Here is a 24,257-nt window from a genome sequence, read left to right on the forward strand (position 1 = left end):
AGATGAACCGCCGTATACCGAACGGTACGTACGGTGGTGTGAGAGGACGGGGGTTAGTCACCCCCTCCTACTCGATTTAAACACAAGAGACGTGAAGCAGGAATATTCGGATAGATTCGAGAAGTACAACTGTCGACAAGTGCAAAGAGAGAGACAAAGGAGTGGTTCACGTGACTTTAGCTGTAAAAGAGATGGTGATCGGATTTGTAGGAACGGGTGTCATGGGGAAAAGCATGGCAAACCATTTTCTGCAAGCAGGATATACAGTGCTGGCGTATACGCGTACAAAGGAAAAGGCAGCGGATTTGCTGGCAGCAGGAGCGATCTGGAAGGAACATGTCAGTGATCTGGCAAAAGAGGCAAACGTTATTATCACGATGGTCGGCTACCCGGCTGATGTCGAGGAAGTGTATCTCGGCGCGGACGGAATTGTGGCAAATGCGAAGCCGGGCACTTATTTGATCGATATGACGACATCGAAGCCGTCGCTGGCCATACAAATTTATGAGGAAGCCAAAAAGCATGAGCTGCATTCTCTGGATGCGCCTGTCTCCGGTGGAGATGTGGGGGCACGGGAAGCGCGACTGACCATTATGGTTGGCGGCGATCAGGAAGTATTTGATGCGATGGAGCCAGTGTTTACGATCATGGGGACAAACGTCGTCTTGCAGGGCGGACCAGGAGCAGGACAGCATACGAAAATGTGCAACCAAATTTGTATTGCCACGAACATGATTGGTGTTTGTGAAGCAATTGCGTATGCGAAAAAAGCAGGATTGGACCCGGAGAAAGTGCTTGCGAGCATTGGAGCGGGTGCAGCAGGCAGCTGGTCGCTGTCAAATCTGGCGCCCCGCATGATCGCAGGCAACTTCGCACCTGGCTTTTACGTCAAGCACTTTATCAAGGACATGGGAATCGCATTGGAAGCAGCGGAGGAAATGGGACTGATGACGCCAGGACTCGCTCTCTCCAAATCGCTCTATGAGGAGCTGGCGGCAAACGGCGAGGCAGATAGCGGAACGCAAGCTTTGATCAAATGGTTTGAAGGCAAGTAAAGCCAAAAGGAGCCCTTTTCACTAGGGGCTCCTCCTCTATTTCCATACGTTATGTGTTGACTTGTACATCTCGTACATCTTTTGGAACGGATCTATTCTTGGACGGGGGTTGCTCCATTTTCTTCACTTCTAATATGTCCAGCAAGAAAACAAAGGACGGTATCCCGATAATCAGCCCCCACACCCCAAAGAAATGCTCGGAGAAGATCAGGACGACGAACGTGTAGAAGATCGGCAAGTGAGTCTTGGTTGCCATCAGGCGAGGATTCAATACATATGCCTCAAGAGCGTGAATCACCATGATAAACGCGAGCAAATAGACGACGGTTGCGATACCACCGACGCTATAGGCGATGGCACTGAGCGGAATCAATGAAATAGCGACACCTGCAACTGGAATGAGCCCCAGTATGAAGACCATGATCGCGAGTCCCAATAAATTCGGGAAGCCCATGATCCATAGACCGATAACAGTGAAGGTCGTATTGAATAACGCAATCAACAGCTGTGTTTCAATTACTTTGCCAAAGGTCAGGATGAATTTTTGGCTGAAGTAGGCGATTTCGTTGTACAGCCAGGATAATTTGCTCGTCCGGAACTGAGCGGTAAAGGAAACCACATTGTCTTTGCCGAGCAGGAAAAACAGACTCAGAATAATCGCCAAAAAGACATTGAACCCAACGTTTCTGACCACTGCGAGAAAATCAAGGCTGCCCTGAACGATGCCTTTCATATCTAGCTTTCCAACAACAGACATCAGATATGGGGCAAGCTCATTGTTCTGATTTTGGTGGTACACTTGCTCGATGAGATGGAACAATTGTCCGGTTTGGTGAATCAGAGCCGGAATAGCCTTCATCCCCCCGACAACGAGAAAAAACGTTAACAAAATATAGAGGAATATGAGAATCAGCTTGGGATGGATCGGAACGACTTTATGAATCACTCTGGTGAGGAACTGATGCAACCGATTCATTAAATAGGTAACTAAAAAGGTAAGCAAAACCATGTTCAGCATACTACCCAAGGAATAGAGCAGGAAACAAAACAATGCTAAAATCCCAAATCGTCTGACATCCGGTTTTTGCAAGGCTGCGGTAAAGAAATTCATGGGAACATCCTTTCCAAGTGCTCTTTTTAGCACTCCCATCCGTATACGATGATGATACTGCGTCAGTGTGAACCAATTATAGCACGCTTAAAAGCGAGCAGGCGGAAAGAAAAGGTTCCAGTTGTTTGAAAAAGGCAGCGAAACTATTTCACCCTACGAAGCGTCAAAAAAAGGGAATGTTGCCAAGGGAGGCCAATCACCAATGAAAATCAAAACAAAGACCATCAGTCTGGTTACGGCAGCCATACTCGGGGCCAGTGCGTGGACTTCTTCCGTCCATGCTGCTACGTTTTCCCAGATTCAGCCGTATATAACAGACTACAAGATCGGTTTTACGGACGGTAACAAGCTGGTCACACAGGCTATTTATGAAGATTTTCAGCTATATTCTAAAGACATGATCGTAACGAAGGGTGGTAAAAAAGGAATTCTAGATGCGCGAACAGGAAAAGAAATAACTCCTGCGATTTGGGACTATATCGACATTCCCGAATCCAAAAATATCGCCATTGTTCAAAAAGGCGGCTGGTTCCAATATATCGATTTGAGGACGCACAAGCTGTCGACCATGAAGTTTGCCGGAGCCCATCCGTATTATTTGTCCAATGAGCACGGGACAGCGATTATGCTGACGGGAAAATCATCGATGCTGCTCAATACAGATGGCAAGGTCCTCATTCCGCCATTTGCAGGCAAGCTGTCGATGGTTGAACTCGTTGCTCCTGATCAGACGGAAAATAATGAGGCGGAAAACGTGCGTTATTTCGTCGCAACTACTCCAAAAGAGCTCATCATGTACGATCCTGCTTCCGGCAAAAAGCTGTTTTCGCTGGCAAAGGCAGAATTGATTCCAAACGAAGGCGGTGCAGACACCGCGTATCTCAAGGTGCGATCCGGTGGAAAAGAAGGCTTGATCGACCGCAATGGCAAGTACGTACTCGAGCCCAAATACAACGCGATTTATATTTGGAATAATGGATACTTTCAGGTGATCGGACCCAAGGGACAAGGGCTGTGGAAAGACGGACGGATGCTGGCAGAGCCCATTTACAAAGAAGTCGGGTTCGAGCATAACAATCTGGATGTTTATTACACGGTTTCTGGAGATGTCATCACGTATCATTCCAGGTCCAAAGGTACGTCACATCCATTGAAAAAAGGTGCCGAGTTTATGCATGGCAGCTATGTGCTGGGACAGGACCCGAAAACGAATCTGTACGGCGTCCTCCAGGTCGGGGGAGAGACGGTCATCCCCTTTGCTTATCCGCGGGCAGAAGGACCGCCAGCTGCACGCTTGCTCGTCCGTAGCGACGGAAAAAAAACGATCCTCCCAGGCTGGGGAAAAGAAGTCAAGGAGCCAAATTTTTGGTTCGACTCGTATGTGACATTGGGGGGCTACAGCAGGCTTAGCATCAAAGACGGAAACAAAATCGGGCTTTATTCTGAAGATGAAGGCTTGGTCCTGCCTCCTGTTGAGAACCGAATCATTCGCCACGAGGAAGTAACTGGTGATGTGCTGGTGACGGAGCCGGATGGAAAGGTGCTGCGATACAGCATCGGAGGGAAACAAATAGAAGCTGGCAGTCCAATTCCGTTGTCGGATGAGTTGGCGACAGCGTATCAGCCGGGTAAAGGCGATTTGATCGTGGACCGCAAGACGAACCAACCAATCAGCAAGCTCTACCAATCTGTCTACAAGGAATCCGATACCAATCTCATCGTTGCAATGGATCACGATTGGGCGGATCTGTATACCCCAGAGGGCAAGCTGTTGACTACGGACATTAAAGTCGCGGTATGGAAGTCAGGCAACGACAGACCGCCTCTCACCTTGATCAAAGTGGCTGACTCCGTTTACACCATGGGTGTGAGAGCGGGGGATGTCGGAATGGCGATGATCAAGGTCGATGGCGGGCAGCTTCAGGTCTTGAGCGATTTTGTGTATCGGGATGCAATTGATACGTTGGTACAAAATCAAAAGATCACGGTGACAGCACGATTGGACGGCACACTGGATGTCTGGGGGCAAGAAGGGAACCAGCTCGCAAACAAGCTCACTGGCGTAAAAGGATTTCATACGGAATCTTATTTTGATCGGGTATTGATTCAGTCCAGTACAGGATGGGATGTATATTCACCGCAGTTGCTTCGCCTAAGCATGGGCGATTATCAGTCCATGAAGTATCTGCACTCACCGGATCTCGAGACGGGTGCCATTGCCTACCAGGATAAGAAGACAGGATTGTACGGCCTTATGTCGCTGGAAGGAAAGGTTCTGACAGCGGCCAAATATGAGGCGATTTTGTCCACAAATAAAGTATTTTCACAAGTGTGGTGGAGTAAGGCAGACGAACAGATACCTTATGTGTTCACAACCAAAGACCAATTCGGCTATCTCAATCAGGGTGGGCAAGAGCTGTTTGCCACAAGATTCCTGACGAAAAAACCAGTGGTTTCCTATAGCCCAATCACATTCCAATCGTTTTCAGCTTACTCGGATATGCTGCGATACCGCCCCCTTGAGCTAATCGATTTCGGCAAACCGTATAGCTGGCCAGTTGCTGGTGACAGCGAGAGCAAATTTTTTGCCAATCTGGCGCTTTATCTGAACATGCCGAAGGATGCAGGGAAGCAAGCGGTACTTGCTGAGCTGGTGTCCAAGGGAATCCTTAAAGCCGATGAGAATCGTTCTGTCATGAGCGACGAAGATATGTTCCGCGTGGCATACTTCATGGCGACAGGCAAAACAAGCCAAGCGATGACGACGCAACAGGTGATGGAATGGGCACAGAAGCGGGGAATTGTGCCGGTGCGAGAAGGAATGAGCTACTACATGACGATGGATTTGTATGCGGAGTATCAGCACATCTTGATGACAGAGCTCATGCGTTCCTTGAAAGGAAAAAAAGTGCTCAAGCCAAAGGTGCTAACGACGGCTTCACTCAGTGACGCACAACAGCAAATGCTCACGACAGCACTGATCGTTAACGGCAAGCCGGCCAATCAATTGCCATTGCCGCTCCCGCAAGCTGAGTGGCAGAAAGCCATTCAAGGCTTGGTCAACCAGTACAACAAGCAAGCGGCTCAATTGCTTGCGGCCTATGAAGCGAAGCTGTGAACAAATAATAAACGTACAGGCGCGGATGTTAATCCTGCGCCTTTTTTTATCATAACAGCCGAGAAGACTCCCACTTCTAAGCCTTGCATAGCTTGGCGAAAGTGGGGGATGAATCGGCGCTGCGAAGGAAGGACCTCTGTTTTTTCGGTAGTTCCCGCAAACTTTTTTGTAGAACATACGTTCCTTATCTGGTAAAATTTTCATAGGAGGAGGTAAATCAGGATGCTACGTAAAAAAGCGTTTCGGTTTCGCATTTTTCCCAATCAGGAACAAGCCGTACTCATCTCGAAAACATTGGGTTGCAGTCGCTTTGTGTTCAATCGATTTTTGGCACGTTGGAACGAAACCTACAAACAAACGGGCAATGGGTTAACCTACCATTCTTGTGCTGTCCAACTACCACAATTAAAAAAGGAACAGCCTTGGCTCCAAGAAGTAGACAGCACAGCCCTTCAATCCTCCCTCGACAACCTCGCAGATGCTTTCACACGATTTTTCAAGAAACAAAATGAAGCGCCACGTTTCAAAAGCAAGAAGAATATCGTTCAGTCCTATACAACCAAACATACGAATGGAAATATCCGAATCAACGGTAACCAAATCAAGCTGCCGAAACTTGGCTGGGTGAAATTTGCAAAATCCAGAGAGGTAGAAGGGCGGATTCTAAACGCAACGGTTAGACGGAATCCGAGCGGGAAATATTTTGTTTCGGTGCTTTGTGAGATACCTTATTCTCCGTATATTCCTGTAGACAAAGAGAAAACCATTGGCATAGACCTGGGTCTCAAAGAATTTGCTACGTTTTCCACGGGGGAAAAGATCGGGAATCCCAAGTACCTTCGTCGGTATGAAAAGAAGCTGAACCAATGGCAAAGGAAGCTATCACGCAGGCAAAAAGGCGGGAAAAATTACGACAAAGCGAGAAGAAAAGTAGCGATCTGGCATGAAAAAGTAGCCAACACCCGAAATGACTTCCTGCATAAACTGTCCACCAAGCTGATTCACGAAAACAAAGTGATCTGTTTGGAGGATTTGCAAGTAAACCACCTGATCAAGAATCACAAGCTGGCGAAAAGCATTGCAGATGCGTCATGGTCTACTTTTCGCGCCATGCTGACATACAAAGCCGAATGGTATGGACGAACGCTCTCCTTTGTCGGTAAACAATTTCCTTCCAGCCAACTTTGCTCCACACCAAACTGCGGGAACCGCAACAAAGACGTAAAAAATCTGAATTTACGAGAATGGACATGCTCGAACTGCGGGACACGGCATGACCGTGACGAGAATGCAGCGATCAATATTAAGCGTGAAGGACTTCGCTTGTTGTGTGTCACAACTTAACTGTCGGGACGACAGGGATAGCTTGGCGCATTTCACTTCAGTAGAGGTGACTACCCAAGAATCCCCCACCTCTAAGCAGTAGCGTAGGTGGAGGGAGTGTTCAAGCTATTAAAAAAACGGCCAATATTTTACAATTACCCAATAGAAGGCAGCGTGAACGCAAGCCGTTACCGCCAAGGAGATTATGAACGAGACAAACGAAATCTGATCGAGCTTGTAAGCGACCAGGAAAAATATCGTAAAGGCAATAAAGGCGATAAAAGTGCCTTCTTCCAAATAAGCAACAGCCATATGACAATTCCACCTCGATTCAAGAAAGGATACACTCCGATGATGATTTGTATCGAAAAACTAAGCATACAGGATGCAGACAGCTTGTTTCAATTTGAATGGCGTAATCGAGTCTTTTTCGAAAAATCGGTTCCGAGCCGGGGGGACGCTTACTATCAATATGACCATTTTTTACGAGGTCTGCAAGCCTTACTCGACGAGCAGTCACAAGGAATCTCGTTTTTCGGCCTCATAAAAAACAACCAAGGTGACATCTTGGGAAGAATGAATTTGGTAGACATCGAGAAAGCCGAAGGAATCGGGCATCTCGGCTATCGAGTCGGGGAAGATTCCGCCGGAAAAGGGATCGCTTCACAAGCGCTGAAGCTCTTTTTGGAGGAGCACGTGCCCCAATTGGCTGTCAAAATGATTTGTGCCAAAACAACAACGGATAATATCTCCTCGCAAAAAGTGTTGCTGAAAAATGGATTCGAGCCCTATGACATGGAGCCAGAAAGAGCGGATGACTTTCTTCACTATCGCTTATACGTTGTCTAATAAGTAATAATTTGGTATTGTATGGAAAGTTTGTTAATGAAACGAAATGGGGGATGGAGATGAAACGTCAAGGCAAGATCATAGCGAAAATTCTGGTGTCGACAGGAGTACTGGCTTCTTCCGTAGGATATGCTTCAGCGAACGAAATAAAATCTCAAGAAGCAAGTGCTACACCTTCTCACAAGGTCTTGCGGTTGAATCTGATTGATCAGCCAGGTCAATTGGACCCCGCTATGGCTGAGGATGAAGCGATGTTTTCTGTGATGCACACGATGTTTGATGGGTTGGTCCGCTTAGGGCCGGATGGAAAAGTTCAGCCATCGATCGCCCAGAAAATAGACGTATCGGATGACATGAAAACATATACGTTCCATTTGCGTGAGGCGAAGTGGAGCAATGGCGACCCCGTCACTGCCCATGACTTCGAATATGCATGGAAGCGTGCGTTAGACCCGGAAACAGATAGTACTTACTCCTATCTACTTTATTCCATCAAAAATGCGGAAAAAGCATATACAGGCAAAGCGAAGCTGGAAGAAGTGGGGGTAAAAGCCATCGATGCGAAGACATTGCGCGTGGAGTTGGAGCAGCCTACACCATATTTTACAGAGTTAACGGTCGCACCGATTTTTTATCCGGTGAACAAAAAGCTCGATGAGAAAAATCAGGGATGGTCCCGAGAAGCTGCGACGCATGTCGGGAACGGACCTTTCAAATTAGTTTCCGCAGATAAAGAGAAAATCACGGTGGTCAAAAACGACCTGTACTGGGATCAAGCGGCTGTGAAGCTGGACAAGCTGGAATTTACCGTCATTCAGGATGAGAATACACAGCTGCATTTGTTCGATAATAACGAGTCTGACTGGGCAGGCGCTCCGTTTGGATCTCTGCCTGTCGATGCGTTGCCAGCATCGAAGTACCAAAAAATATTGCAAACAAAGCCGGTTGCAGGTGTTTACTGGTACAAGTTCAATACCGAGCAAGCACCGTTTACCAACGCAAAAATTCGCAAAGCGTTTGCCTATGCAATGAATCGTCAAGAGATTGATGATGTGCTGCAGGATGGCGTGCAAATACCGGCTACAGGCGCTTTGCCTCTTACAATGAACCTGAAAAAGGATGGCTACTTCAAGGACAATGATCAGGAAACGGCCAAAAAACTGCTGGCCGAGGGCATGAAGGAATCAGGCATGACGAAGCTCCCGCCAATTACCTTGTCCTATAACAAGTCTGAGCATCACCGCTTGATCGCAGAAACGATTCAAAAACAATGGAAGCAGGCACTCGGTGTGGATGTCACACTGAACGAGCAAGAATGGAAAGTGTTTTTAGAGGATGTAAATAATGGAAAGTATCAGATCGCACGGACGGGCTGGCATGCAGATTACAATGATCCGAGCAACTATTTGGAGCTATTCAAGGAGAAGGATGGAATCAGCAACGATACCGGATGGGAAAACAAAAAGTATCAAGAGCTTTTGAATCAATCCGTGACGGAGAAAGATCCTGAGAAACGAAAGCAGCTGCTGGCTCAGGCAGAAGCGATCCTGATGGAGGAAATGCCCGTCGCTCCGGTTTACTTTTATACCAGACATTGGGTTCAAGATGAGAAGCTGAAAGATGTAGTCGTGGATCATCAAGGCGTGGTAGATTACAAGTGGGCGTCTAAAGAATAAGTCGTAAAAAACACAAGAGTCCCCTTCCTGCTAACAGGAAAGGGACTTTTTTTCACTTATGGCGTCTCCAATTACGGTTCCCACGGGCGTCTCGTTCCGAGCATATCCGCAAGATGCTTGTTGTCCTTGCGACGAATTTTACGTGCTGCTGCTCGCTCGTCAGCACCATCGTGCAAGAATTTTTCCTCTTCCGTCTCCGGCACGATCTTGGGTACGGGAGTAGGCCGTCCGTCCTCGCCAATCGCGACAAACGTGAGAAACGAGGTGGCACATACTGTACGAACGCCCGTTAGCAGATCCTCGGCGACTATTTTGACAAAAACCTCCATAGACGTGTTGTGCGTCCATGTGACGAACGCTTCGAGTGCAACCTCGTTGTCCACCCGGATCGGCTGCAAAAAGTCGACCGAGTCCGTGGAGGCAGTCACGACTGGCCCCCGTGCATGCTTCATGGCAGAAATAGCAGCAACATCGTCAATATGCGCCATCAGCCTGCCGCCGAACAGTGTATCGTGGTTGTTCGTATCCGGGGGTAACACATGGCTTGCTTTGAACGTGCGCGACTCCCGAACAAAACGTTGAATCGTCATAAAGAAAGCTCCCTTCTATCTTGCAATCGGATTATGAATGATGACAATCTTCTCTCCTTTTCAGTGTTCCACAAAAAAAACGATCTATTCCTCTTCGAAGGAGTAAGTCGGCGAAATTTATCAAAGGCTAAGGATGGGATAAGGTATGCTAGAGGAGGTTTTTCGGTTTGGGGGACTATGTACAGTATTTCAATAATCTTATCGCCACGATCAATGATATTCCGAATAAGCTGATGAGCGTTCTGACTGTTTTTCATGCACCCATTCAGCATTTGACGAACACATTGATTGTCACAAACATACTGTTGGGTCTGCTTGTACTGACCTCCATTGCGAATGTGTATATGCTATGGAGAAACGGCAAAAAGGGACATTGAGGATGTTGCCACGGATGTTATTTGCCGCTATACTAGTGGAGTAGTTTATGGATAATTATGTAACGGTTGTTGCTACGACCGTCTCTATATCGAAATTGTATGCACACAAAAACAGCGGAAAGGAGGGTATCCACATGAAAAAAAGATCATTGATGTCTTTGCCAAAAGGAATTGGATACTCGACCGCTGTTTTCTTTGATCTGGCTAATCACGGGAGAAGTATGTCCAAAAACGGATATAGCGACCATCCTTTGATGTAGTGGAATCATCAGGATACAGTGGAAAAACACCACAGGTCGCATTCCTGTGGTTTTCTTTTTAGGGCACCGCAGGATTTCCTGTGGTGTTTTTTTATTTCGAAAAAGGGAGATGGATTGTATGCAAGGAAACGGAGAGAACATTTACGTCAGACTGGTACAGGAATCGGATGCACAGAGCCTCTTGGCGCTTGAATTGAGAAACAGACACTTCTTTCAAAACTTTACAGGGACGAGAGAAGATGCGTTTTACACGCTGGAAGGACAAATCGACAGAATCAAGAGCTCGATGGCATTAAAAGAAGAAGACAGAGGGTATGTCTTTATTATTGCGAAAAAAGGACAAGACGAAATCATTGGGGAAGTCATCCTGTCAGAAGTAGTCAGAGACAATCTGCAAAGCTGCTGGATCGGCTACTTCCTCGATCAAGAGCATAATGGAAAAGGGTATATGACCGAAGCCGTACAGCTCGTCGTTGCCTATGCATTCGAAACATTAGGTCTTCACCGTTTGGAAGCAGGGGTGATGCCGCATAATATTGGCTCGATTAAAGTGTTGTTGAAAGCAGGTTTTCACAAGGAAGGGATTGCCAAGAAGAACGTGAAAATCAACGGTCGGTGGGAAGATCATCAAACACTGGCGATCGTGAAAGAAGAACATACCGAGCAGGTGAAGACCAAGGTCCAGCGTAAAAATCCCGGCACAGTTGCTCCGCCAATGGGACCCTATACACATATGACGGTCGTTCCAAAAGGGGCCGATTTGCTTGTGCTTTCTGGGCAAGTAGGCATGGACCTTCATGGAGAGTTGCCAACAGATATGAAGGAACAAGTAGAGAACACGCTACAGAACATCCTGCGGAACTTTCAAAGTGAGTCAGTATCTGCGGATCACATCATCAAAATCAATATTTGGGCAACGGAACAAATGGATTGGAAGCATTTTAATCAGGTATGGGAGAAGTTCCATGGGGGGACACCGCCAGCGATGACAATGTCTTACGTCCCGGCACTCGCTGTCCCTTCGCTCAAGGTGGAAATAGAAGCTTGGGCAGCGAAATGGTAAAAAGGGAATGAGATAGAAGGAAAAAGGGTGAAGCATGTCGCTTCATCCTTTTTGCTGTGACTTTTTTCTAGCAAAAACGTCACTATTTTCAGAAGATAGTTTTGACAGCAAAAGATGTCAAAACATGAAGGAATATGCCGACGAATCGAGAAGTTCTTTCTATTAGCTGGATTTTCCAAAAATACGAATTAAACAGAGGGGAACGAGGAACTTGCTTTTACGAGTAAATGTCAGCTTGCTAGCTGTTTTTTTTCTGATTTTGCTGATGCCTCTGTCCATTGCGCGAGCGGCCACACATGTAGAAGTGGCGGTCGATCAGTTAAATATTCGAAGTGAGCCAGGTACGACTACCCAGATTGTCGCAACGCTCAAAAAAGCGACGCGGCTGCCAATCACCAAACAGCAAAAAGACTGGACCCAGGTAAAGCTGCCGAACGGCAATACCGGATGGGTCAATAATAAGTATGTCAAGATGATAGAAGTTCCACAGATCAAATATGTCAAAAGCAATGTAGACATGCTGAATGTTCGGGCAGAACCAAATGCAACGTCACAAATTTTGCAGATCATCGACAAAAACGGTGTGTTTCTGCAAACGAGAAAGCAAGGGGAATGGGCACAAATTAAGCTGTCTGACCAAAAGAACGGCTGGGTGAAAGCAAGCTACTTGACGGAGACGTCTGCGCCAGCACCAAAGCCAGTTCCGACACCCACACCTACTCCGGCACCAACACCAGTGCCAACACCAATACAACCACCGCCTCCTCCTCCTGTACTCCCATCTAACACAGGGAACGTATTCGGACAAGGGTCGATCTTGTTAACAGAAGGCTATGAAGTATATGCACAGCCAGATTTTCTTGGTACTGTCGTTGGTCAAATCCATGGCGGGATGACGATTAACCATTTTGGATATGCAAATGGCTGGTACACGATTAACTTTAACGGTACCTATGCTTATATCTACAAACCAATTGAACAGAGTGGGGCCGTTCAGTCACAGCTGAATCCAACACCGGGTGCACCAGCACCTAATACTGTGCCAGCATCTCCCCCTACCCCGCCGGTACAAGAGCTGCAGATTCGCGTAAAGAATCCTGATTCGAACCTGCGCAATGGTCCCGGGCAAAATTACGCAGTAGTCGGCACGGTTCAACCTGGACAAGTCTTCCCGGTTGTGCAAACAGTTGGGGATTGGTACATCATAAGACTGGCTGACAATTCGACGGCATACATAGCAGGATGGATCGTAGAGAAGATTCAGCCAGCTGGTACTCTATCACCGACCGGAGCTACATACGAGTACAACAGCGGTATGGTTGGAAACGAGAAAGTGTATATATATCACACGCATAACCGTGAATCTTGGAGAAACGTAGCGCGGAACCAACAAGGGAGCTCCGTCGATGATCCTGAGATCAACATTACGCTTGTTGGCAAAAGGCTGGGTGAGCTGCTGCAAGCAAGAGGCATATCGGCTATGGCGAGCCAGGACGACTTTGCTCAGAGACTGAAGGAACAAAAGAAGACGTACTCCATGTCTTATTCGGAATCGTACAAAGCGGTAGCGGCCGCGGCTGCGACCAGTCCGCACTTGCAGTACATTTTCGATATTCATCGGGACAGTGATGAGCCTCGCAGCAAGGTAGCGATCACGATAAATGGCAAGACGTACTCCCGTATGTTGTTTGTAATCGGAACAGCGAATCCGAACCATCAGGCAAACAAAAGGCTGGCGGAAGAGCTGCATGCCCGTCTCGAAGCCTCTTATCCCGGTTTGTCGCGCGGGATAATCCTGAAAGGTTCAAATCAAGGGAACGGTGTGTATAATCAGTCCATCTCCGAGGGAGCCTTGCTTTTGGAGTTTGGCGGCACGAACAACACTTTGGAAGAAGGCTATAATACAGCGGAAGCCTTCGCCGAAGTGTTTGGGAATTACTTGATCGAATTGCAAATCGCGCATAATTAAATCTAGCACGATTCTTTTCGCCACAGCGCGGATCGAATCGTGTTTTTTTCCAGGAGGCCTAGTTATGGCTACGCATCAAGAACAGATACATTCTTCCCACGATAACAGTCGAGGTCATCTTCAAGGTGACTGTGAAAATTGCTTTGGCTTATGCTGTGTCGCATTGCCTTTTGCTGCTTCCTCAGACTTTGCGATCAATAAAGACGCGGGCAAGCCCTGTAGTAGCTTGCAGGCAGACTTCCGGTGTGGTGTTCATACAAAGCTGCGAGAGATCGGCTTTCGTGGATGCACTGTATACGATTGTTTTGGTGCTGGTCAAAAGGTGTCTCAAGTCACCTTTGGCGGCAAAGATTGGCGTGCAGCGCCAGAATCAGCGAAGCAAATGTACGAAGTATTTCCGATCATGTGGCAGCTTCATGAGCTGCTCTGGTATATAACGGAGGCGTTGACGAAGCCAGCTGCCCAGTCGATCCATCCTGGATTAAAGGACGCGTTGAAGGAGACACAGCGCCTGACTGACCGCAGTACGGAGGACATCCTGAAGGTGGACGTCCCTGCACATCGCGCAAAAGTTAACGAACTATTGTTGCGGACAAGCGAACTGGTACGTAAGGATGCGGTTTCCAAGTACAAAGGAGGCAAGCAGGGAAAGACTTACGGCCGTGGCGCAGACCTGATTGGTGCCAAGCTCAAGGGTGCAGATTTGCGCGGAGCCAATTTGCGCGGAGCTTATTTGATTGCAGCTGATCTGAGAGGAGCAGATTTGCGTGGCGCAGACCTCATTGGAGCAGACTTTCGCGATACGGATGTGAGCGGAGCGGACTTGACGGAGACGCTGTTTCTTACACAGGTTCAGCTCAACGCGGCAAAGGGCGATGCGAGCACCAAGCTGCCACCTTTATTCACGCGTCCACTGCATTGGGCTAAATAAATGAACCAAAAGCAGGATGTCATTCGTTGACAGCCTGCTTTTTGCTAGGTAAGGAAACTAGAATTGTCCGATAAACTGAACCATCGAATTTATGAGCCAAACAATCGTCACGATGGACACATACTCAAAAATCATGTTTCTCCAAGGCAATCTTGTATTTGAAAAGAAGTATCTACAAAGCATGAAAAAAAACATGGCAATGGCAATCTCTATGAACCCAGTCATTTGTTTACCTCCAAGACCAGATGCATTTTTTACGAGTGTGGATTTGAGTGCAATCCGACTATATCTATTACTTCGACTACCGCGACCCTTCTCGAACCTTCCATAAAATATCCGATCACACCAAGCTCCACTCTTTTTGTGTGCACCTCATTACGCATGTGGGGGAAAAGAATCCACATGCGTGCAGTTCCTTCTGTAGGAACAGGGCTTGTGTTGTCTAAAATGATTTCGCCGTGATCATCCTCAAATTCAGGATGTATGGCAAAGATGCCTGTTATGCTTATGTCATCTCCATCGTAGGAAAAATCACTTCGATATCCTTGAAACGGTGTCGCCTTTCTCCCACCTTCAATTTCAGTGTAAAATCTATATTTTACTCTAAAATCAGCGGGGTGCCTCCTTATTTCTTCATAGGGTATCCACACTTCATTTTCTCCGATCTTTGAAATATGTTGATAATACAATTCCGCTACTACCAAATTATACCACAAGCATACTGGGCGTAAGGCATCGCTCTTGCAAAGGAAATAGCCCGGAACTTACTCGATGCGAATTGCCCGAGCGTAAAATCAATATGACCATCGTTGTTATGTCTGGACTTCTGTTTGATGAAGAGTAAAAGGAGTGACACAAAGGAATAAAGTAAGGAGAGGTCCAATCAAATGCATGTTTGCTCCTGCCTTTCCTTACCGCCGAGAGGGTTTAAAAGAGAATGAACAAATTGTAGATGAGGTAAAATAAGTGGAGATGCATAAATCTAGCCCAAATGATAGGGAAATCCTAAACAGTCACAGAGTGTTAAAAATCATGTAACGAATCAGACACCCTCTAGGGTCAAAAGTCCTGCTACAATTATACATGACCGGGAATATACAGTGTAAAACAAAAAACTCTCTCAAGAAGATGAATGTGAAAAGGGGGTTACAATAGAGAGGATAATTTGTGAATTATTTCACATATATTTGTGATTTTTTTCACAAAGTCGTAATAAATCATGGTTTCCCACATGTATGCTTCCGGTACATAAAGGCCAAAACGCGAAGAGAAAGGGATCTTGTACATGGATATAGTGGATTTGGGGCGACTTCAATTTGCGATAACAACCATCTTTCATTTTGTTTTTGTGCCGATTTCCATCGGGCTGTCATTATTAGTAGCCATTATGGAAACGATGTACGTGGTAAAAAAGAATGATTTGTACAAAAAAATGGCCAAGTTTTGGGGAACCTTTTTGCTTATAAATTTTGCTGTCGGGATCGTGACAGGGATTATGCAGGAGTTCCAATTTGGGATGAACTGGTCTGATTTCTCACGATTCGTCGGCGACGTATTTGGAACACCGCTTGCGATTGAGGCTCTTTTAGCATTCTTCCTCGAATCGACTTTTATTGGGTTATGGGTGTTCGGTTGGGATCGCTTGTCAAAAGGTGTGCATCTCGCATGTATTTGGCTCGTATCCATCGGAACGATACTATCGGCTCTTTGGATTTTGGCAGCCAACTCGTTCATGCAGCAGCCAGTCGGCTTCGCTATTAATAACGGACGTGCAGAGATGGTCGATTTCTTCGCACTTTTGACCAACGGACAATTACTATATGAATTCCCGCATACCGTATTTGCGGCATTTGCGACTGGTGCTTTCTTGGTAGCAGGTATCAGTGCTTGGAAGCTATTGAAGAAACAAGATGTTACCTTCTTTGTGCAATCGTTCAAAATCGCGATCGTGGTAGCATTGATTTCCTCGCTTGCTATTGCTCAATTCGGGCATGGTCAGGCACAGTATCTGGTTGCTACCCAACCAATGAAAATGGCAGCGAGTGAAGGACTGTGGGAAACAAGCTCGGACCCTGCCCCTTGGACGGTTTTTGCAACGATTGATCCGGAAAAACAAGAAAACGGTTTTGAAATAAAAATACCTTATTTGCTTAGCGTTTTGACGTACAACTCTCTCTCTGGCTCTGTACCGGGTATGAAGGAATTGCAGGCAGAGTATGAGCAAACCTACGGTCCAGGAAACTACATTCCACCGGTTCGGACGACCTTCTGGAGCTTCCGCATCATGGTGGCGGGCGGAAGTGTAATGATTTTGCTGGCTTTGTACGGGACATATCTGACTTTCCGCAAAAAGCTGGAACAGCCAAACAAGCGGTTCATGCAGCTGATGGTTGCGGGTATCTCCTTGCCGTTCATCGCAAACTCAGCGGGGTGGATCATGACGGAGGTAGGCCGTCAGCCTTGGACGGTATTCGGACTGCTGCGTGTTGAAGATTCGGTTTCGCCAAGCATTAGTACAGGAGAAGTATGGTTCTCTCTCATCGCCTTTACGACTATTTATACAATCTTGCTCTGCCTCCTGGCTTATCTGTTTGCTCGTGTGGCCAAAAAAGGACCGGAGATGGATAGTCATGACGAAGTAGAGGATCTGAAGGTTCAGGATCCATTTGATCGTGTAAGGAGTGAAGGTTATGGAGCTTAATGAACTGTGGTTCCTGCTCATTGCTGTTCTGTTTACCGGATTTTTCTTTCTCGAAGGCTTTGACTTTGGTGTCGGTATGGCGACGCGTCTGCTAGCACGAAATGATTTGCAAACCCGGGTTCTGATTAATACAATCGGTCCGTTCTGGGATGCCAATGAGGTATGGCTGATTACAGCGGCTGGTGCGATGTTTGCCGCGTTTCCAGAGTGGTATTCCACAATGTTTAGCGGGTATTATCTCGTGCTTACGCTGATTCTGCTAGCGTTGATTGGGCGCGGCGTGGCATTTGAGTTTAGAGGCAAGGGGAAGGGCGAGGCTTGGAAAAAGACATGGGACGCAGCGATTCTGTTTGGAAGCTTTGTACCGCCGATGTTGTTCGGAATGATCTTTGCCAGCCTGGTGAAAGGTGTGCCAATTGATCAGGATATGGAAATGACTGCGGGCTTCTCTGACATCGTGAACGGCTACTCGTTGTGGGCAGGTGTGACAGTAACGGGACTATGCTTGCTGCACGGACTCAACTTCATCTCGCTGCGCACAGTGGGCGAGCTGCGTGAGAAATCACGAGTACTGGCGGCGAAGCTGTTGCCGGTCCAAGCCGTATTAATGGCAGTGCTCGTAGGCTGGACATTTATGGTAACCGATCTGTTTGAGCGCCAGGGTGTTTTGTTGTCAGTAGCCGTGGTCTTGGGAGTTGTGGCAGTTGTTCTGGCTCGTCACTTCTTGAGACAAGGCAGGGAAGGATGGGCATTCGGGATGACAGGTACGATGATCCTGTTGACGTTCGTCTCGATGTTTATCGGCTTGTTCCCACGAGTGATGGTCAGCACGATTGATAGCGCGTTCGATTTGACCCTCTATAATGCAGCTTCGAGCCCGTACACGTTAAAAGCAATGACCATTGTTGCAGCAGTGCTTTTACCGTTTGTGCTAGCCTATCAAGCTTGGAGCTACTTCGTTTTCCACAAACGAGTTACTGAAAAGGAACATCTGGAGTACTGATGGACAAGGAAATATTCCGTCTTCAGGGAATCCGGCCGGTTATGCTGCTGCTAGCCGGTCTTTCCCTCCTGCAAAGTGCAGCGATTATCGGTCAGGCACTGCTTTTGGCGAAGTCGATTGCCATATTATTCGAGGGTCAAGCGGCCGAGATGGCGTACCAGCCGCTTGCGTTGTTTTTGCTCATGGTTGCCGCTCGACATACCATCGTCTGGCTGCAAAAGAAAGTCGCTGGCCGTTTTGCTGAAGCGTCCAGTGAGTCTTTGCAGCAACGTGTGTTAGCCCGGTTGTTCGAGCGCGGTCCGCGTTTTGCTGCCAGTGAAGGAAGCGGCAAGCTCGTTACGCTAGTTCTGGAAGGCGTTGATCGCGTTCGTACTTATCTGGAGCTGTCTGTTCCGCGCACGCTGGATATGGTTTTTGTAACGTTTCCGCTATTGATCTTTGTCTACATGCAAGATGTTATTTCTGGACTGATCCTGACGGTAACGATGCCTGTCCTTATCGGATTTTTTATCGTACTTGGCCTGGCGGCGCGTAAACAGGCAGACAAACAATGGCGTTCATACCGGATGCTATCCCATCATTTTACCGATTCGCTTCGCGGGCTTACGACGCTGCGCTTTTTGGGACGCAGCAAAGATCACGGGGAGACCGTCGGTAGAGTGAGCGATCAATATCGATCTGCTACGATGCGCACACTGCGTGTCGCCTTCTTGTCATCCCTGGCACTGGATTTCTTCAGTATGCTGTCCGTTGCGTTTGTTGCGGTCGGCCTTGGGTTGAGGCTGATTGAAGGGAACTTTGGATTTGAAACAGCATTGGTCATTCTGATTCTTGCACCAGAATACTTTTTGCCTGTGCGGATGCTGGGATCGGACTACCACGCCTCCTTGGACGGTAAGGAAGCATTGGGGACCATTCGGACGATTATGGATACCGACTCCTCGGAGGAGCAAAAAAACGAAACACATGCAACAGATAGCGGGACGTCCTTGCCAGTTGTATGGGACAAAACGATCAGCTTGTCCGATATTCGTGTGGTTGGCGAGGATGGAAGACAGCTGCTTGGTGACGTATCCGCGGAATTGGGAAGCAACATGCGAAAAGTGGGCATTGTCGGCGCGAGTGGCGCAGGCAAATCAACACTTCTCGGAGTTTTAGGCTGTTTTACTAATCCTGAAGCTGGCGTGCTGCAGGTAGACGGGCAACCAATCACGGGGGATGCCATAAAGGAATGGCAGCGGCAAATCGCTTATATTCCGCAGCATCCGTATTTGTTTAGTCAATCGCTGGCGGATAACATTCGCTTCTACGAGCCAGAAGCGACACAGGAACAGGTGGAGCAGGTGATTCGCGATGTTGGTCTGGGAGAGCTGGTAGACAGCCTGCCAAATGGCTGTGACGAAATCATCGGTGAAGGGGGCCGCACGTTAAGCGGCGGACAGGCACAGCGGGTTGCATTGGGACGTGCGCTGCTTGGCAATCGGCCAGTGATTTTGCTCGACGAGCCGACCGCTCATTTAGATATTGAAACAGAATGGGAGCTTAAACAGACCATGCTGTCGGTGTTTGGCGACAGACGCGTCTTTTTGGCAACACATCGTTTGCATTGGATGCGAGACATGGATTGGGTTTGGGTAATCGATCAGGGACGACTGGTAGAGGCGGGGACCTATGAGCAGCTCGTTGCACAAAAAGGGATTTTTTATCGGCTGTTGACAGCTGGTTCCAAGGGGGAGAAAGGATGAGGGAAGCGCGAGAAGAGAATCAGGGGTGGTTTCTTCCATACTTTCGACAGCACTTCTGGCAGTTTGCTGCTGCGGCTTTGCTGGGAACCTTGGCGGTCGCTTGTGCCGGTGCTTTGCTATATACGTCCGGGTATTTGATCTCCCGCTCGGCACTCAAGCCCGAAAACGTCTTAATGGTCTATGTTCCGATCGTACTTGTCCGGGCTTTTGGCTTTAGCAAAGCAGTCATTCAGTATTTGGAGCGTTTGGTTGGACACGATGCTGCTTTGCGTGTTTTATCGCGCATGCGTGTGCGGTTGTACCAGACCATCGAGCCGCAAGCGCAGCTACTCGGTACTCGTTTTCGTACGGGAGACTTGCTTGGTGTGCTAGCAGACGACATCGAACAACTACAGAACGTCTATCTGCGTTTTGTGCTCCCAGCAGTTTCGGCGGTTCTTCTGTATGGGGCAGGTATTGTGGCGCTGGGAAGGATGGACGGGAAATTCGCCCTGTTGATGGCGCTGTATTGTGGCTTTCTCTTGTTTGTTGCACCGGCTGTGGTTTTGTGGATGTCCATTGCCAAGAGCCGCCGGTTCAAGCAGGAGCGACGGGCAGCATACCGGGAGCTGACCGATGCTGTTTTTGGCATGAGTGACTGGATTCTCAGCGGTCGTACGCAGCAGTTTCTCCAGCTGTTTACAGGTCGGCAAAAGGTAGCCGCACAGATCGATAAGTCCATTCGACGTGGAGAGTGGCGTGTACAGTGGATCTCTCAGTGCGCCATCGGAGGTACCATTGTCTTGCTGGTCATCTGGGCGGGCGGACTTGCCGCTACGAATCAAATTCCCGGTACGTTGATTGCGGCCATTGGGCTGGTGGCCTTTCCGCTGATGGATGCATTTGTACGTATTTCTGACGCAGTTGTGCGTATGCCAGAATACCGGGAGTCTCTGGGGCGTCTTCGAGAGCTCGAAGGAGAGAGAACAGCCAATGTGACGGCACAGGAGGAGAAGGCGGTAGAGCAAGCTTGCGGAAGTCTGAAGCTTGCGCATGTGAGTTTTCGCTACCCACAAGCCAGCAATTGGAGTGTGCAGGATGTGTCTCTGGAGGTGCCTCAAGGGGGCAGAATCGCATTGCTTGGGCGTAGCGGAGCTGGAAAATCTACGATACTGAACTTGATTCGGGGTGCCCTGCAACCAGAAGTAGGTCAGGTGACGGTGAATGGTCAGTCTGTCCAATCCGAGGAAGCTTCGGCAGGTTTGTTTTCCGTATTGAATCAGCAGCCCTATTTGTTTGACACAACCGTAGCCAATAACATCAGGCTCGGCCGAGCAGATGCGTCCGATGAAGAAGTGCGCGCTGTGACAGCTCAAGTCGGTCTTGACCAGCTGATTGAATCCCTTCCAGATGGCTATCACACACGGATGCAGGAAACCGGTCTTCGCTTCTCTGGTGGGGAAAGACAACGTATAGCCCTTGCCCGGATTTTGCTGCAAAATAACCCGATTGTTCTTCTTGACGAGCCGACAGTGGGGTTAGATCCCTTGACCGAACGCGATCTGATGGAGACGATCTTCCGTGTCTTGGATGGGAAAACGCTGATCTGGGTTACTCATCACTTGAGTGGTGTCGAGCAAATGGACGAGGTCATTTTCATGGAGCAGGGAGTCATCTCAATGCGGGGGACGCATGAGCAGCTGTATCGGGAAAATCCAAGATACCGCAATCTGTATACGCTGGACTGCCCGGTGGTGTTGGAGTTGGAATAAGAGGATGAATGAAAAGAGGCTGCTCGATAGAGACAGCCTTATTCACTTAAAACAGTGCCTCGCTGGTTACTCCCCGGTAGTAATGAATATGTCCGTCGTCATAAGTGGTTTGTCCTGAAAACTCGTGGTAATGACTTCCGTCCGGCAGAGGAATAGGTGGACCAGTCCATCCACTGTAGCGATGCACATGTCCATCATCAAACGTAGTGGTACCTTCGTAGTAATGAGCGTGTCGATCCGGCATGCCATGTGGGGGAGATGTTCTTCCACGCAATCGGTGGCGGTGACGACCTGAAATGGTTGTCCGCGTATCGTATCCATGTACGTGTCCTGGAATATCACGAAATCTTATAAAGCGTAATGAATGAGAGTGATGTGAGCTCATCTGGAAACGCCCCTTTTCATGCATTTACAACTAATAAATGCGGCTGTCAGGCGTTTCGAAACGGACATCAGTCTAGGGATTTAATTACTTGCCAGAGAAATACGCTAGAAAAAGGGACTGCAAAGATGCTCTTCAAATGGGGGTGTGGGAGGAGACGGATTAAATAGGGACTAAACGTTTGGAGGAGCATCAAGAATCAACCAATCTTGATAGTAAACGGTTTGAAGGTTTAGTTTTCCTGTTTGGATGTATCGAATTACCTTCATCACAAGCGGGGACGCAATGTCTTCTCGAAGCTTATCGATGTCAACCCATTGTGCTCCAGATGAATCATGATCATCGCCTTCTGCGGATATTTGACCACCAGTGATGGTGACCAAATACAGCCCAGCCACATGATGCTCTGCTTTTTCTAATCTGGTAATGACAAAATCATAGAGACCTAGAGACTGGGTAACTTCAACGTCCAATCCTGTTTCTTCATGAAATTCACGTACGACGGCTTCTAACAATGTTTCATGCTCTTCCATTCTTCCGCCTGGAAGGTCATACCGATAAATATAGGGTCCCCGCTTTTTGTGTACGACAAGTAATTGCTGATTGACTACACAGATGCCATATACTCCAATGTGGCGGTACATCTGTTTTTCCCCTTTCCATTTTGAATGGTCTCTTTTTCCATACTATCACAATTGCACGGCTCGCCAGACTATAGAGAGCTATATAAATAGGTTGGCGTAGGTAGCCACAATATTATCAATTGTCGCAGCATCTTTGGTATGCGCATTAAAAACCCAGATATCCCATTGATGCGTAGAAACGATCACCTTATCCGTAATGGAAACAGACTTTTTACCAGTGACTGTGGTGTAGAATATTTCTTTTATCTCCAAGGTTGGATCTTTCAGATCGATTTGGATTTTGACTTCTGCTTGTGGTGGTACGATAACTGGCCCTGTATGAGCATAGATAGTGTCTGGTACAAATGTTCTTTTGATCATCTGAGTCACCTCGCTTGAATCATGTATGTCATCTCTCAGTGTTCTTGGTTCACTGAGGTAGTGTGTTTGAAGTTTTTGTTGATTTTTTTAGTTATAATGAATTTCGTGGTGTTATTACGATTTGATGACGAACGAGGTTACAGTTGATAAATGGAAAACAAACGGAAAGAAGAGCCTTCCACTTCGGAAAGGCTCTCGTCTGATTAAAACAATTTTTTCCCCATGATATGGTCGAGTGGAATCACACCGATGTCTCTACTATCATCGCTATTATTACGATTATCTCCCATCACAAACACATGGTTTTGTGGTATGACGATTTTGGAATCGGGAAGGTTGATCATCTTTTCTTTTATGTACGGCTCGTTTAATGCCTCTCCATTCCGATACACAGTCTCGTTCTTGAACTCCAATACATCGCCGGGTCTGCCAATAACTCGCTTTACCCAAAATGTTTTGGTATCGCTTTTCCCCATGGCTAACATCAAGAGAGGATTTTCGAGGATGTCATCTTTTACAGTACGGTCACGATCTACGCGGCTGTCAACGACAACAATATCGTTATACTCAGGGAGATAAGAGAATGTGTGCGATAATTTCGACACATAGATTCGCTCTTCATTTTGTAAAGTGGGTTCCATTGACTGACCATTTACTTTAAAAGGTTGGAGGACAAATATGTTGACGAACATAGCGAGTGAAATAGAGACACCCAACGTTTTGGTCCAGCCCCATATTACTTTTACTTTTTTCAAAATAGACCGCATCCTTCCCGGTGAAAGATTACTTTGGAGTGGCTATTGATTAATACGTAAAATGGTGCTATTTGGTTACGAATCAAAAAAGCTGAAAAAGATAGCAGCAAAAATGCCACTTGGGACCGAGGCAAGCAGGAAATAAAAGGTCCATTTCCATCTGCTTTTATGGTCTTGAACTTCATGCTCTTTGTAATAAAATGAGGGGGCGCTAAGTGCGTTATAGACCATTAATCCAGCTAGCGTAATGAGACCAAATGTAAGGTACTCCGCATAATTGCCTGCTTGATCAATGTTCCCTGTCGATATCGCTATGATCATGCATAGGATCTGCAAAGCCGCCCCGAAACCAAGTGCTTTTAAAATGGGAACCACCTGCTATTTTGGAATAATTTAACTTGATTGTTACTACGTTTTGAAGAATAAAACGTTTCAAAATGTAATTTGTTTTACAAAAGAAACCCGGTCGTTTCCTTTGCCATCGTAGTTAGCAGTGACATGAATGCCGTCCACCAATTTATCTCCTTTTTCAATCGTAAATCCTAGCTTTGTATGAAAAGAAATGGAGCCGTTATTAACGGGAGAGGTAATACA

General features: G+C 47.3%; 23 protein-coding genes and 1 pseudogene. 14 read left to right on the forward strand and 10 right to left on the reverse strand.

The genetic code is table 11. The features are described 5' to 3' along the window. Window positions 1-170: 170 nt before the first annotated feature. Complete coding sequence (locus AB1L17_RS29020) at window positions 171-1,055, forward strand: NAD(P)-dependent oxidoreductase (protein WP_412848387.1); 885 nt, start codon at window positions 171-173, stop codon at window positions 1,053-1,055. Between the two features lie 49 nt (window positions 1,056-1,104). On the opposite strand, the gene AB1L17_RS29025 is transcribed toward AB1L17_RS29020, so the two are convergent. Then, window positions 1,105-2,166 (reverse strand): AI-2E family transporter, encoded by a 1,062-nt coding sequence (locus AB1L17_RS29025; RefSeq protein WP_412848388.1) that lies wholly within the window; start codon window positions 2,164-2,166, stop codon window positions 1,105-1,107. Between the two features lie 202 nt (window positions 2,167-2,368). On the opposite strand from AB1L17_RS29025, the gene AB1L17_RS29030 reads away from it, so the two are divergent. Beyond that, window positions 2,369-5,284, forward strand: a complete 2,916-nt coding sequence (locus AB1L17_RS29030) for a WG repeat-containing protein (RefSeq protein WP_412848389.1) — start codon at window positions 2,369-2,371, stop codon at window positions 5,282-5,284. A 222-nt stretch (window positions 5,285-5,506) separates the two neighbouring features. Further along, window positions 5,507-6,628 (forward strand): IS200/IS605 family element RNA-guided endonuclease TnpB, encoded by a 1,122-nt coding sequence (gene tnpB, locus AB1L17_RS29035; protein ID WP_412848390.1) that lies wholly within the window; start codon window positions 5,507-5,509, stop codon window positions 6,626-6,628. A gap of 108 nt (window positions 6,629-6,736) precedes the next feature. On the opposite strand, the gene AB1L17_RS29040 is transcribed toward tnpB, so the two are convergent. Continuing rightward, window positions 6,737-6,919: a hypothetical protein gene (locus AB1L17_RS29040; protein WP_412848391.1), complete on the reverse strand. Its 183-nt coding sequence runs from the start codon at window positions 6,917-6,919 to the stop codon at window positions 6,737-6,739. 39 nt (window positions 6,920-6,958) lie between these two features. Between AB1L17_RS29040 and AB1L17_RS29045 the strand changes: the two genes are divergently transcribed. Together AB1L17_RS29045 and AB1L17_RS29050 are read left to right on the forward strand one after the other, a co-directional pair. Continuing rightward, the gene (locus AB1L17_RS29045) at window positions 6,959-7,456 is read left to right on the forward strand and encodes a GNAT family N-acetyltransferase (RefSeq protein WP_412848392.1); all 498 of its coding nucleotides are present in this window, start codon (window positions 6,959-6,961) and stop codon (window positions 7,454-7,456) included. A 59-nt stretch (window positions 7,457-7,515) separates the two neighbouring features. Beyond that, window positions 7,516-9,132, forward strand: coding sequence for a peptide ABC transporter substrate-binding protein (locus tag AB1L17_RS29050; protein ID WP_412848393.1), 1,617 nt, complete (start codon window positions 7,516-7,518; stop codon window positions 9,130-9,132). A gap of 71 nt (window positions 9,133-9,203) precedes the next feature. On the opposite strand, the gene AB1L17_RS29055 is transcribed toward AB1L17_RS29050, so the two are convergent. After that, window positions 9,204-9,722: an acyl-CoA thioesterase gene (locus AB1L17_RS29055; RefSeq protein ID WP_412848394.1), complete on the reverse strand. Its 519-nt coding sequence runs from the start codon at window positions 9,720-9,722 to the stop codon at window positions 9,204-9,206. A 167-nt stretch (window positions 9,723-9,889) separates the two neighbouring features. On the opposite strand from AB1L17_RS29055, the gene AB1L17_RS29060 reads away from it, so the two are divergent. From AB1L17_RS29060 to AB1L17_RS29080, 5 genes are all read left to right on the forward strand, one after another. After that, complete coding sequence (locus AB1L17_RS29060; protein WP_412848395.1) at window positions 9,890-10,099, forward strand: hypothetical protein; 210 nt, start codon at window positions 9,890-9,892, stop codon at window positions 10,097-10,099. Window positions 10,100-10,233: 134 nt separating this feature from the next. Next, complete coding sequence (locus AB1L17_RS29065) at window positions 10,234-10,359, forward strand: hypothetical protein (RefSeq protein ID WP_412848396.1); 126 nt, start codon at window positions 10,234-10,236, stop codon at window positions 10,357-10,359. 118 nt (window positions 10,360-10,477) lie between these two features. Continuing rightward, entirely contained in the window at window positions 10,478-11,422 is a 945-nt protein-coding gene (locus AB1L17_RS29070; protein WP_412848397.1) for a GNAT family N-acetyltransferase, read from the forward strand. Window positions 11,423-11,633: 211 nt separating this feature from the next. After that, window positions 11,634-13,391, forward strand: a complete 1,758-nt coding sequence (gene spoIIP, locus AB1L17_RS29075) for a stage II sporulation protein P (protein ID WP_412848398.1) — start codon at window positions 11,634-11,636, stop codon at window positions 13,389-13,391. A 64-nt stretch (window positions 13,392-13,455) separates the two neighbouring features. Next, window positions 13,456-14,322: a pentapeptide repeat-containing protein gene (locus tag AB1L17_RS29080; RefSeq protein ID WP_412848399.1), complete on the forward strand. Its 867-nt coding sequence runs from the start codon at window positions 13,456-13,458 to the stop codon at window positions 14,320-14,322. Between the two features lie 254 nt (window positions 14,323-14,576). Here the strand turns inward: AB1L17_RS29080 and AB1L17_RS29085 are convergent, their stop codons facing one another. Further along, entirely contained in the window at window positions 14,577-15,026 is a 450-nt protein-coding gene (locus AB1L17_RS29085) for a hypothetical protein (RefSeq protein WP_412848400.1), read from the reverse strand. A 581-nt stretch (window positions 15,027-15,607) separates the two neighbouring features. Here AB1L17_RS29085 and AB1L17_RS29090 point away from each other — a divergent pair. Genes AB1L17_RS29090 through cydC form a run of 4 tightly spaced genes read left to right on the forward strand, consistent with a single transcriptional unit; the run spans window position 15,608 to window position 21,522 of the window. Next, on the forward strand, window positions 15,608-17,023 hold the full coding sequence (locus AB1L17_RS29090) for a cytochrome ubiquinol oxidase subunit I (protein ID WP_412848401.1): 1,416 nt from the start codon (window positions 15,608-15,610) through the stop codon (window positions 17,021-17,023). After that, a complete protein-coding gene (gene cydB, locus AB1L17_RS29095) occupies window positions 17,013-18,026 on the forward strand; it encodes a cytochrome d ubiquinol oxidase subunit II (RefSeq protein ID WP_412848402.1) in 1,014 nt (337 codons plus the stop codon). The genes AB1L17_RS29090 and cydB overlap by 11 nt, the downstream gene beginning before the upstream one ends. Then, complete coding sequence (gene cydD / locus AB1L17_RS29100) at window positions 18,026-19,771, forward strand: thiol reductant ABC exporter subunit CydD (protein ID WP_412848403.1); 1,746 nt, start codon at window positions 18,026-18,028, stop codon at window positions 19,769-19,771. The genes cydB and cydD overlap by 1 nt, the downstream gene beginning before the upstream one ends. Then, window positions 19,768-21,522 carry a thiol reductant ABC exporter subunit CydC gene (gene cydC / locus AB1L17_RS29105; protein ID WP_412848404.1) on the forward strand — a complete coding sequence of 585 codons (1,755 nt, stop codon included), beginning with the start codon at window positions 19,768-19,770 and terminating at the stop codon, window positions 21,520-21,522. Before cydD ends, cydC begins: the two co-directional genes overlap by 4 nt. Before the next feature lie 46 nt (window positions 21,523-21,568). Here the strand turns inward: cydC and AB1L17_RS29110 are convergent, their stop codons facing one another. From AB1L17_RS29110 to AB1L17_RS29135, 6 genes and pseudogenes are all read right to left on the reverse strand, one after another. Beyond that, window positions 21,569-21,931 carry a YmaF family protein gene (locus AB1L17_RS29110; RefSeq protein ID WP_412848405.1) on the reverse strand — a complete coding sequence of 121 codons (363 nt, stop codon included), beginning with the start codon at window positions 21,929-21,931 and terminating at the stop codon, window positions 21,569-21,571. A 146-nt stretch (window positions 21,932-22,077) separates the two neighbouring features. Then, window positions 22,078-22,548 (reverse strand): NUDIX hydrolase, encoded by a 471-nt coding sequence (locus tag AB1L17_RS29115; RefSeq protein WP_412848406.1) that lies wholly within the window; start codon window positions 22,546-22,548, stop codon window positions 22,078-22,080. Window positions 22,549-22,626: 78 nt separating this feature from the next. Next, window positions 22,627-22,908 carry a hypothetical protein gene (locus AB1L17_RS29120; protein WP_412848407.1) on the reverse strand — a complete coding sequence of 94 codons (282 nt, stop codon included), beginning with the start codon at window positions 22,906-22,908 and terminating at the stop codon, window positions 22,627-22,629. Between the two features lie 203 nt (window positions 22,909-23,111). Then, window positions 23,112-23,675 carry a signal peptidase I gene (gene lepB / locus AB1L17_RS29125; RefSeq protein ID WP_412848408.1) on the reverse strand — a complete coding sequence of 188 codons (564 nt, stop codon included), beginning with the start codon at window positions 23,673-23,675 and terminating at the stop codon, window positions 23,112-23,114. Between the two features lie 63 nt (window positions 23,676-23,738). Continuing rightward, window positions 23,739-23,984 carry a hypothetical protein gene (locus AB1L17_RS29130; RefSeq protein ID WP_412848409.1) on the reverse strand — a complete coding sequence of 82 codons (246 nt, stop codon included), beginning with the start codon at window positions 23,982-23,984 and terminating at the stop codon, window positions 23,739-23,741. Between the two features lie 111 nt (window positions 23,985-24,095). After that, window positions 24,096-24,257, reverse strand: a pseudogene (locus AB1L17_RS29135) (GNAT family N-acetyltransferase); the annotation flags it as partial.

Origin of the sequence: Brevibacillus jepli (assembly GCF_047229145.1) — a bacterium.
GTDB lineage: Bacteria > Bacillota > Bacilli > Brevibacillales > Brevibacillaceae > Brevibacillus.

Excerpts from the sequence above, each read along its gene's own strand:
- AB1L17_RS29025 (WP_412848388.1), bottom strand. The coding sequence starts at position 2,166 with ATGAATTTCTTTACCGCAGCCTTGCAAAAACCGGATGTCAGACGATTT.
- AB1L17_RS29030 (WP_412848389.1), top strand. The coding sequence starts at position 2,369 with ATGAAAATCAAAACAAAGACCATCAGTCTGGTTACGGCAGCCATACTC.
- tnpB (WP_412848390.1), top strand. The coding sequence starts at position 5,507 with ATGCTACGTAAAAAAGCGTTTCGGTTTCGCATTTTTCCCAATCAGGAA.
- AB1L17_RS29040 (WP_412848391.1), bottom strand. The coding sequence starts at position 6,919 with ATGGCTGTTGCTTATTTGGAAGAAGGCACTTTTATCGCCTTTATTGCC.
- AB1L17_RS29045 (WP_412848392.1), top strand. The coding sequence starts at position 6,959 with ATGATGATTTGTATCGAAAAACTAAGCATACAGGATGCAGACAGCTTG.
- AB1L17_RS29050 (WP_412848393.1), top strand. The coding sequence starts at position 7,516 with ATGAAACGTCAAGGCAAGATCATAGCGAAAATTCTGGTGTCGACAGGA.
- AB1L17_RS29055 (WP_412848394.1), bottom strand. The coding sequence starts at position 9,722 with ATGACGATTCAACGTTTTGTTCGGGAGTCGCGCACGTTCAAAGCAAGC.
- AB1L17_RS29065 (WP_412848396.1), top strand. The coding sequence starts at position 10,234 with ATGAAAAAAAGATCATTGATGTCTTTGCCAAAAGGAATTGGATACTCG.
- AB1L17_RS29070 (WP_412848397.1), top strand. The coding sequence starts at position 10,478 with ATGCAAGGAAACGGAGAGAACATTTACGTCAGACTGGTACAGGAATCG.
- AB1L17_RS29080 (WP_412848399.1), top strand. The coding sequence starts at position 13,456 with ATGGCTACGCATCAAGAACAGATACATTCTTCCCACGATAACAGTCGA.
- AB1L17_RS29090 (WP_412848401.1), top strand. The coding sequence starts at position 15,608 with ATGGATATAGTGGATTTGGGGCGACTTCAATTTGCGATAACAACCATC.
- cydB (WP_412848402.1), top strand. The coding sequence starts at position 17,013 with ATGGAGCTTAATGAACTGTGGTTCCTGCTCATTGCTGTTCTGTTTACC.
- cydD (WP_412848403.1), top strand. The coding sequence starts at position 18,026 with ATGGACAAGGAAATATTCCGTCTTCAGGGAATCCGGCCGGTTATGCTG.
- cydC (WP_412848404.1), top strand. The coding sequence starts at position 19,768 with ATGAGGGAAGCGCGAGAAGAGAATCAGGGGTGGTTTCTTCCATACTTT.
- AB1L17_RS29110 (WP_412848405.1), bottom strand. The coding sequence starts at position 21,931 with ATGCATGAAAAGGGGCGTTTCCAGATGAGCTCACATCACTCTCATTCA.
- AB1L17_RS29115 (WP_412848406.1), bottom strand. The coding sequence starts at position 22,548 with ATGTACCGCCACATTGGAGTATATGGCATCTGTGTAGTCAATCAGCAA.
- AB1L17_RS29120 (WP_412848407.1), bottom strand. The coding sequence starts at position 22,908 with ATGATCAAAAGAACATTTGTACCAGACACTATCTATGCTCATACAGGG.
- lepB (WP_412848408.1), bottom strand. The coding sequence starts at position 23,675 with ATGCGGTCTATTTTGAAAAAAGTAAAAGTAATATGGGGCTGGACCAAA.
- AB1L17_RS29130 (WP_412848409.1), bottom strand. The coding sequence starts at position 23,984 with ATGATCATAGCGATATCGACAGGGAACATTGATCAAGCAGGCAATTAT.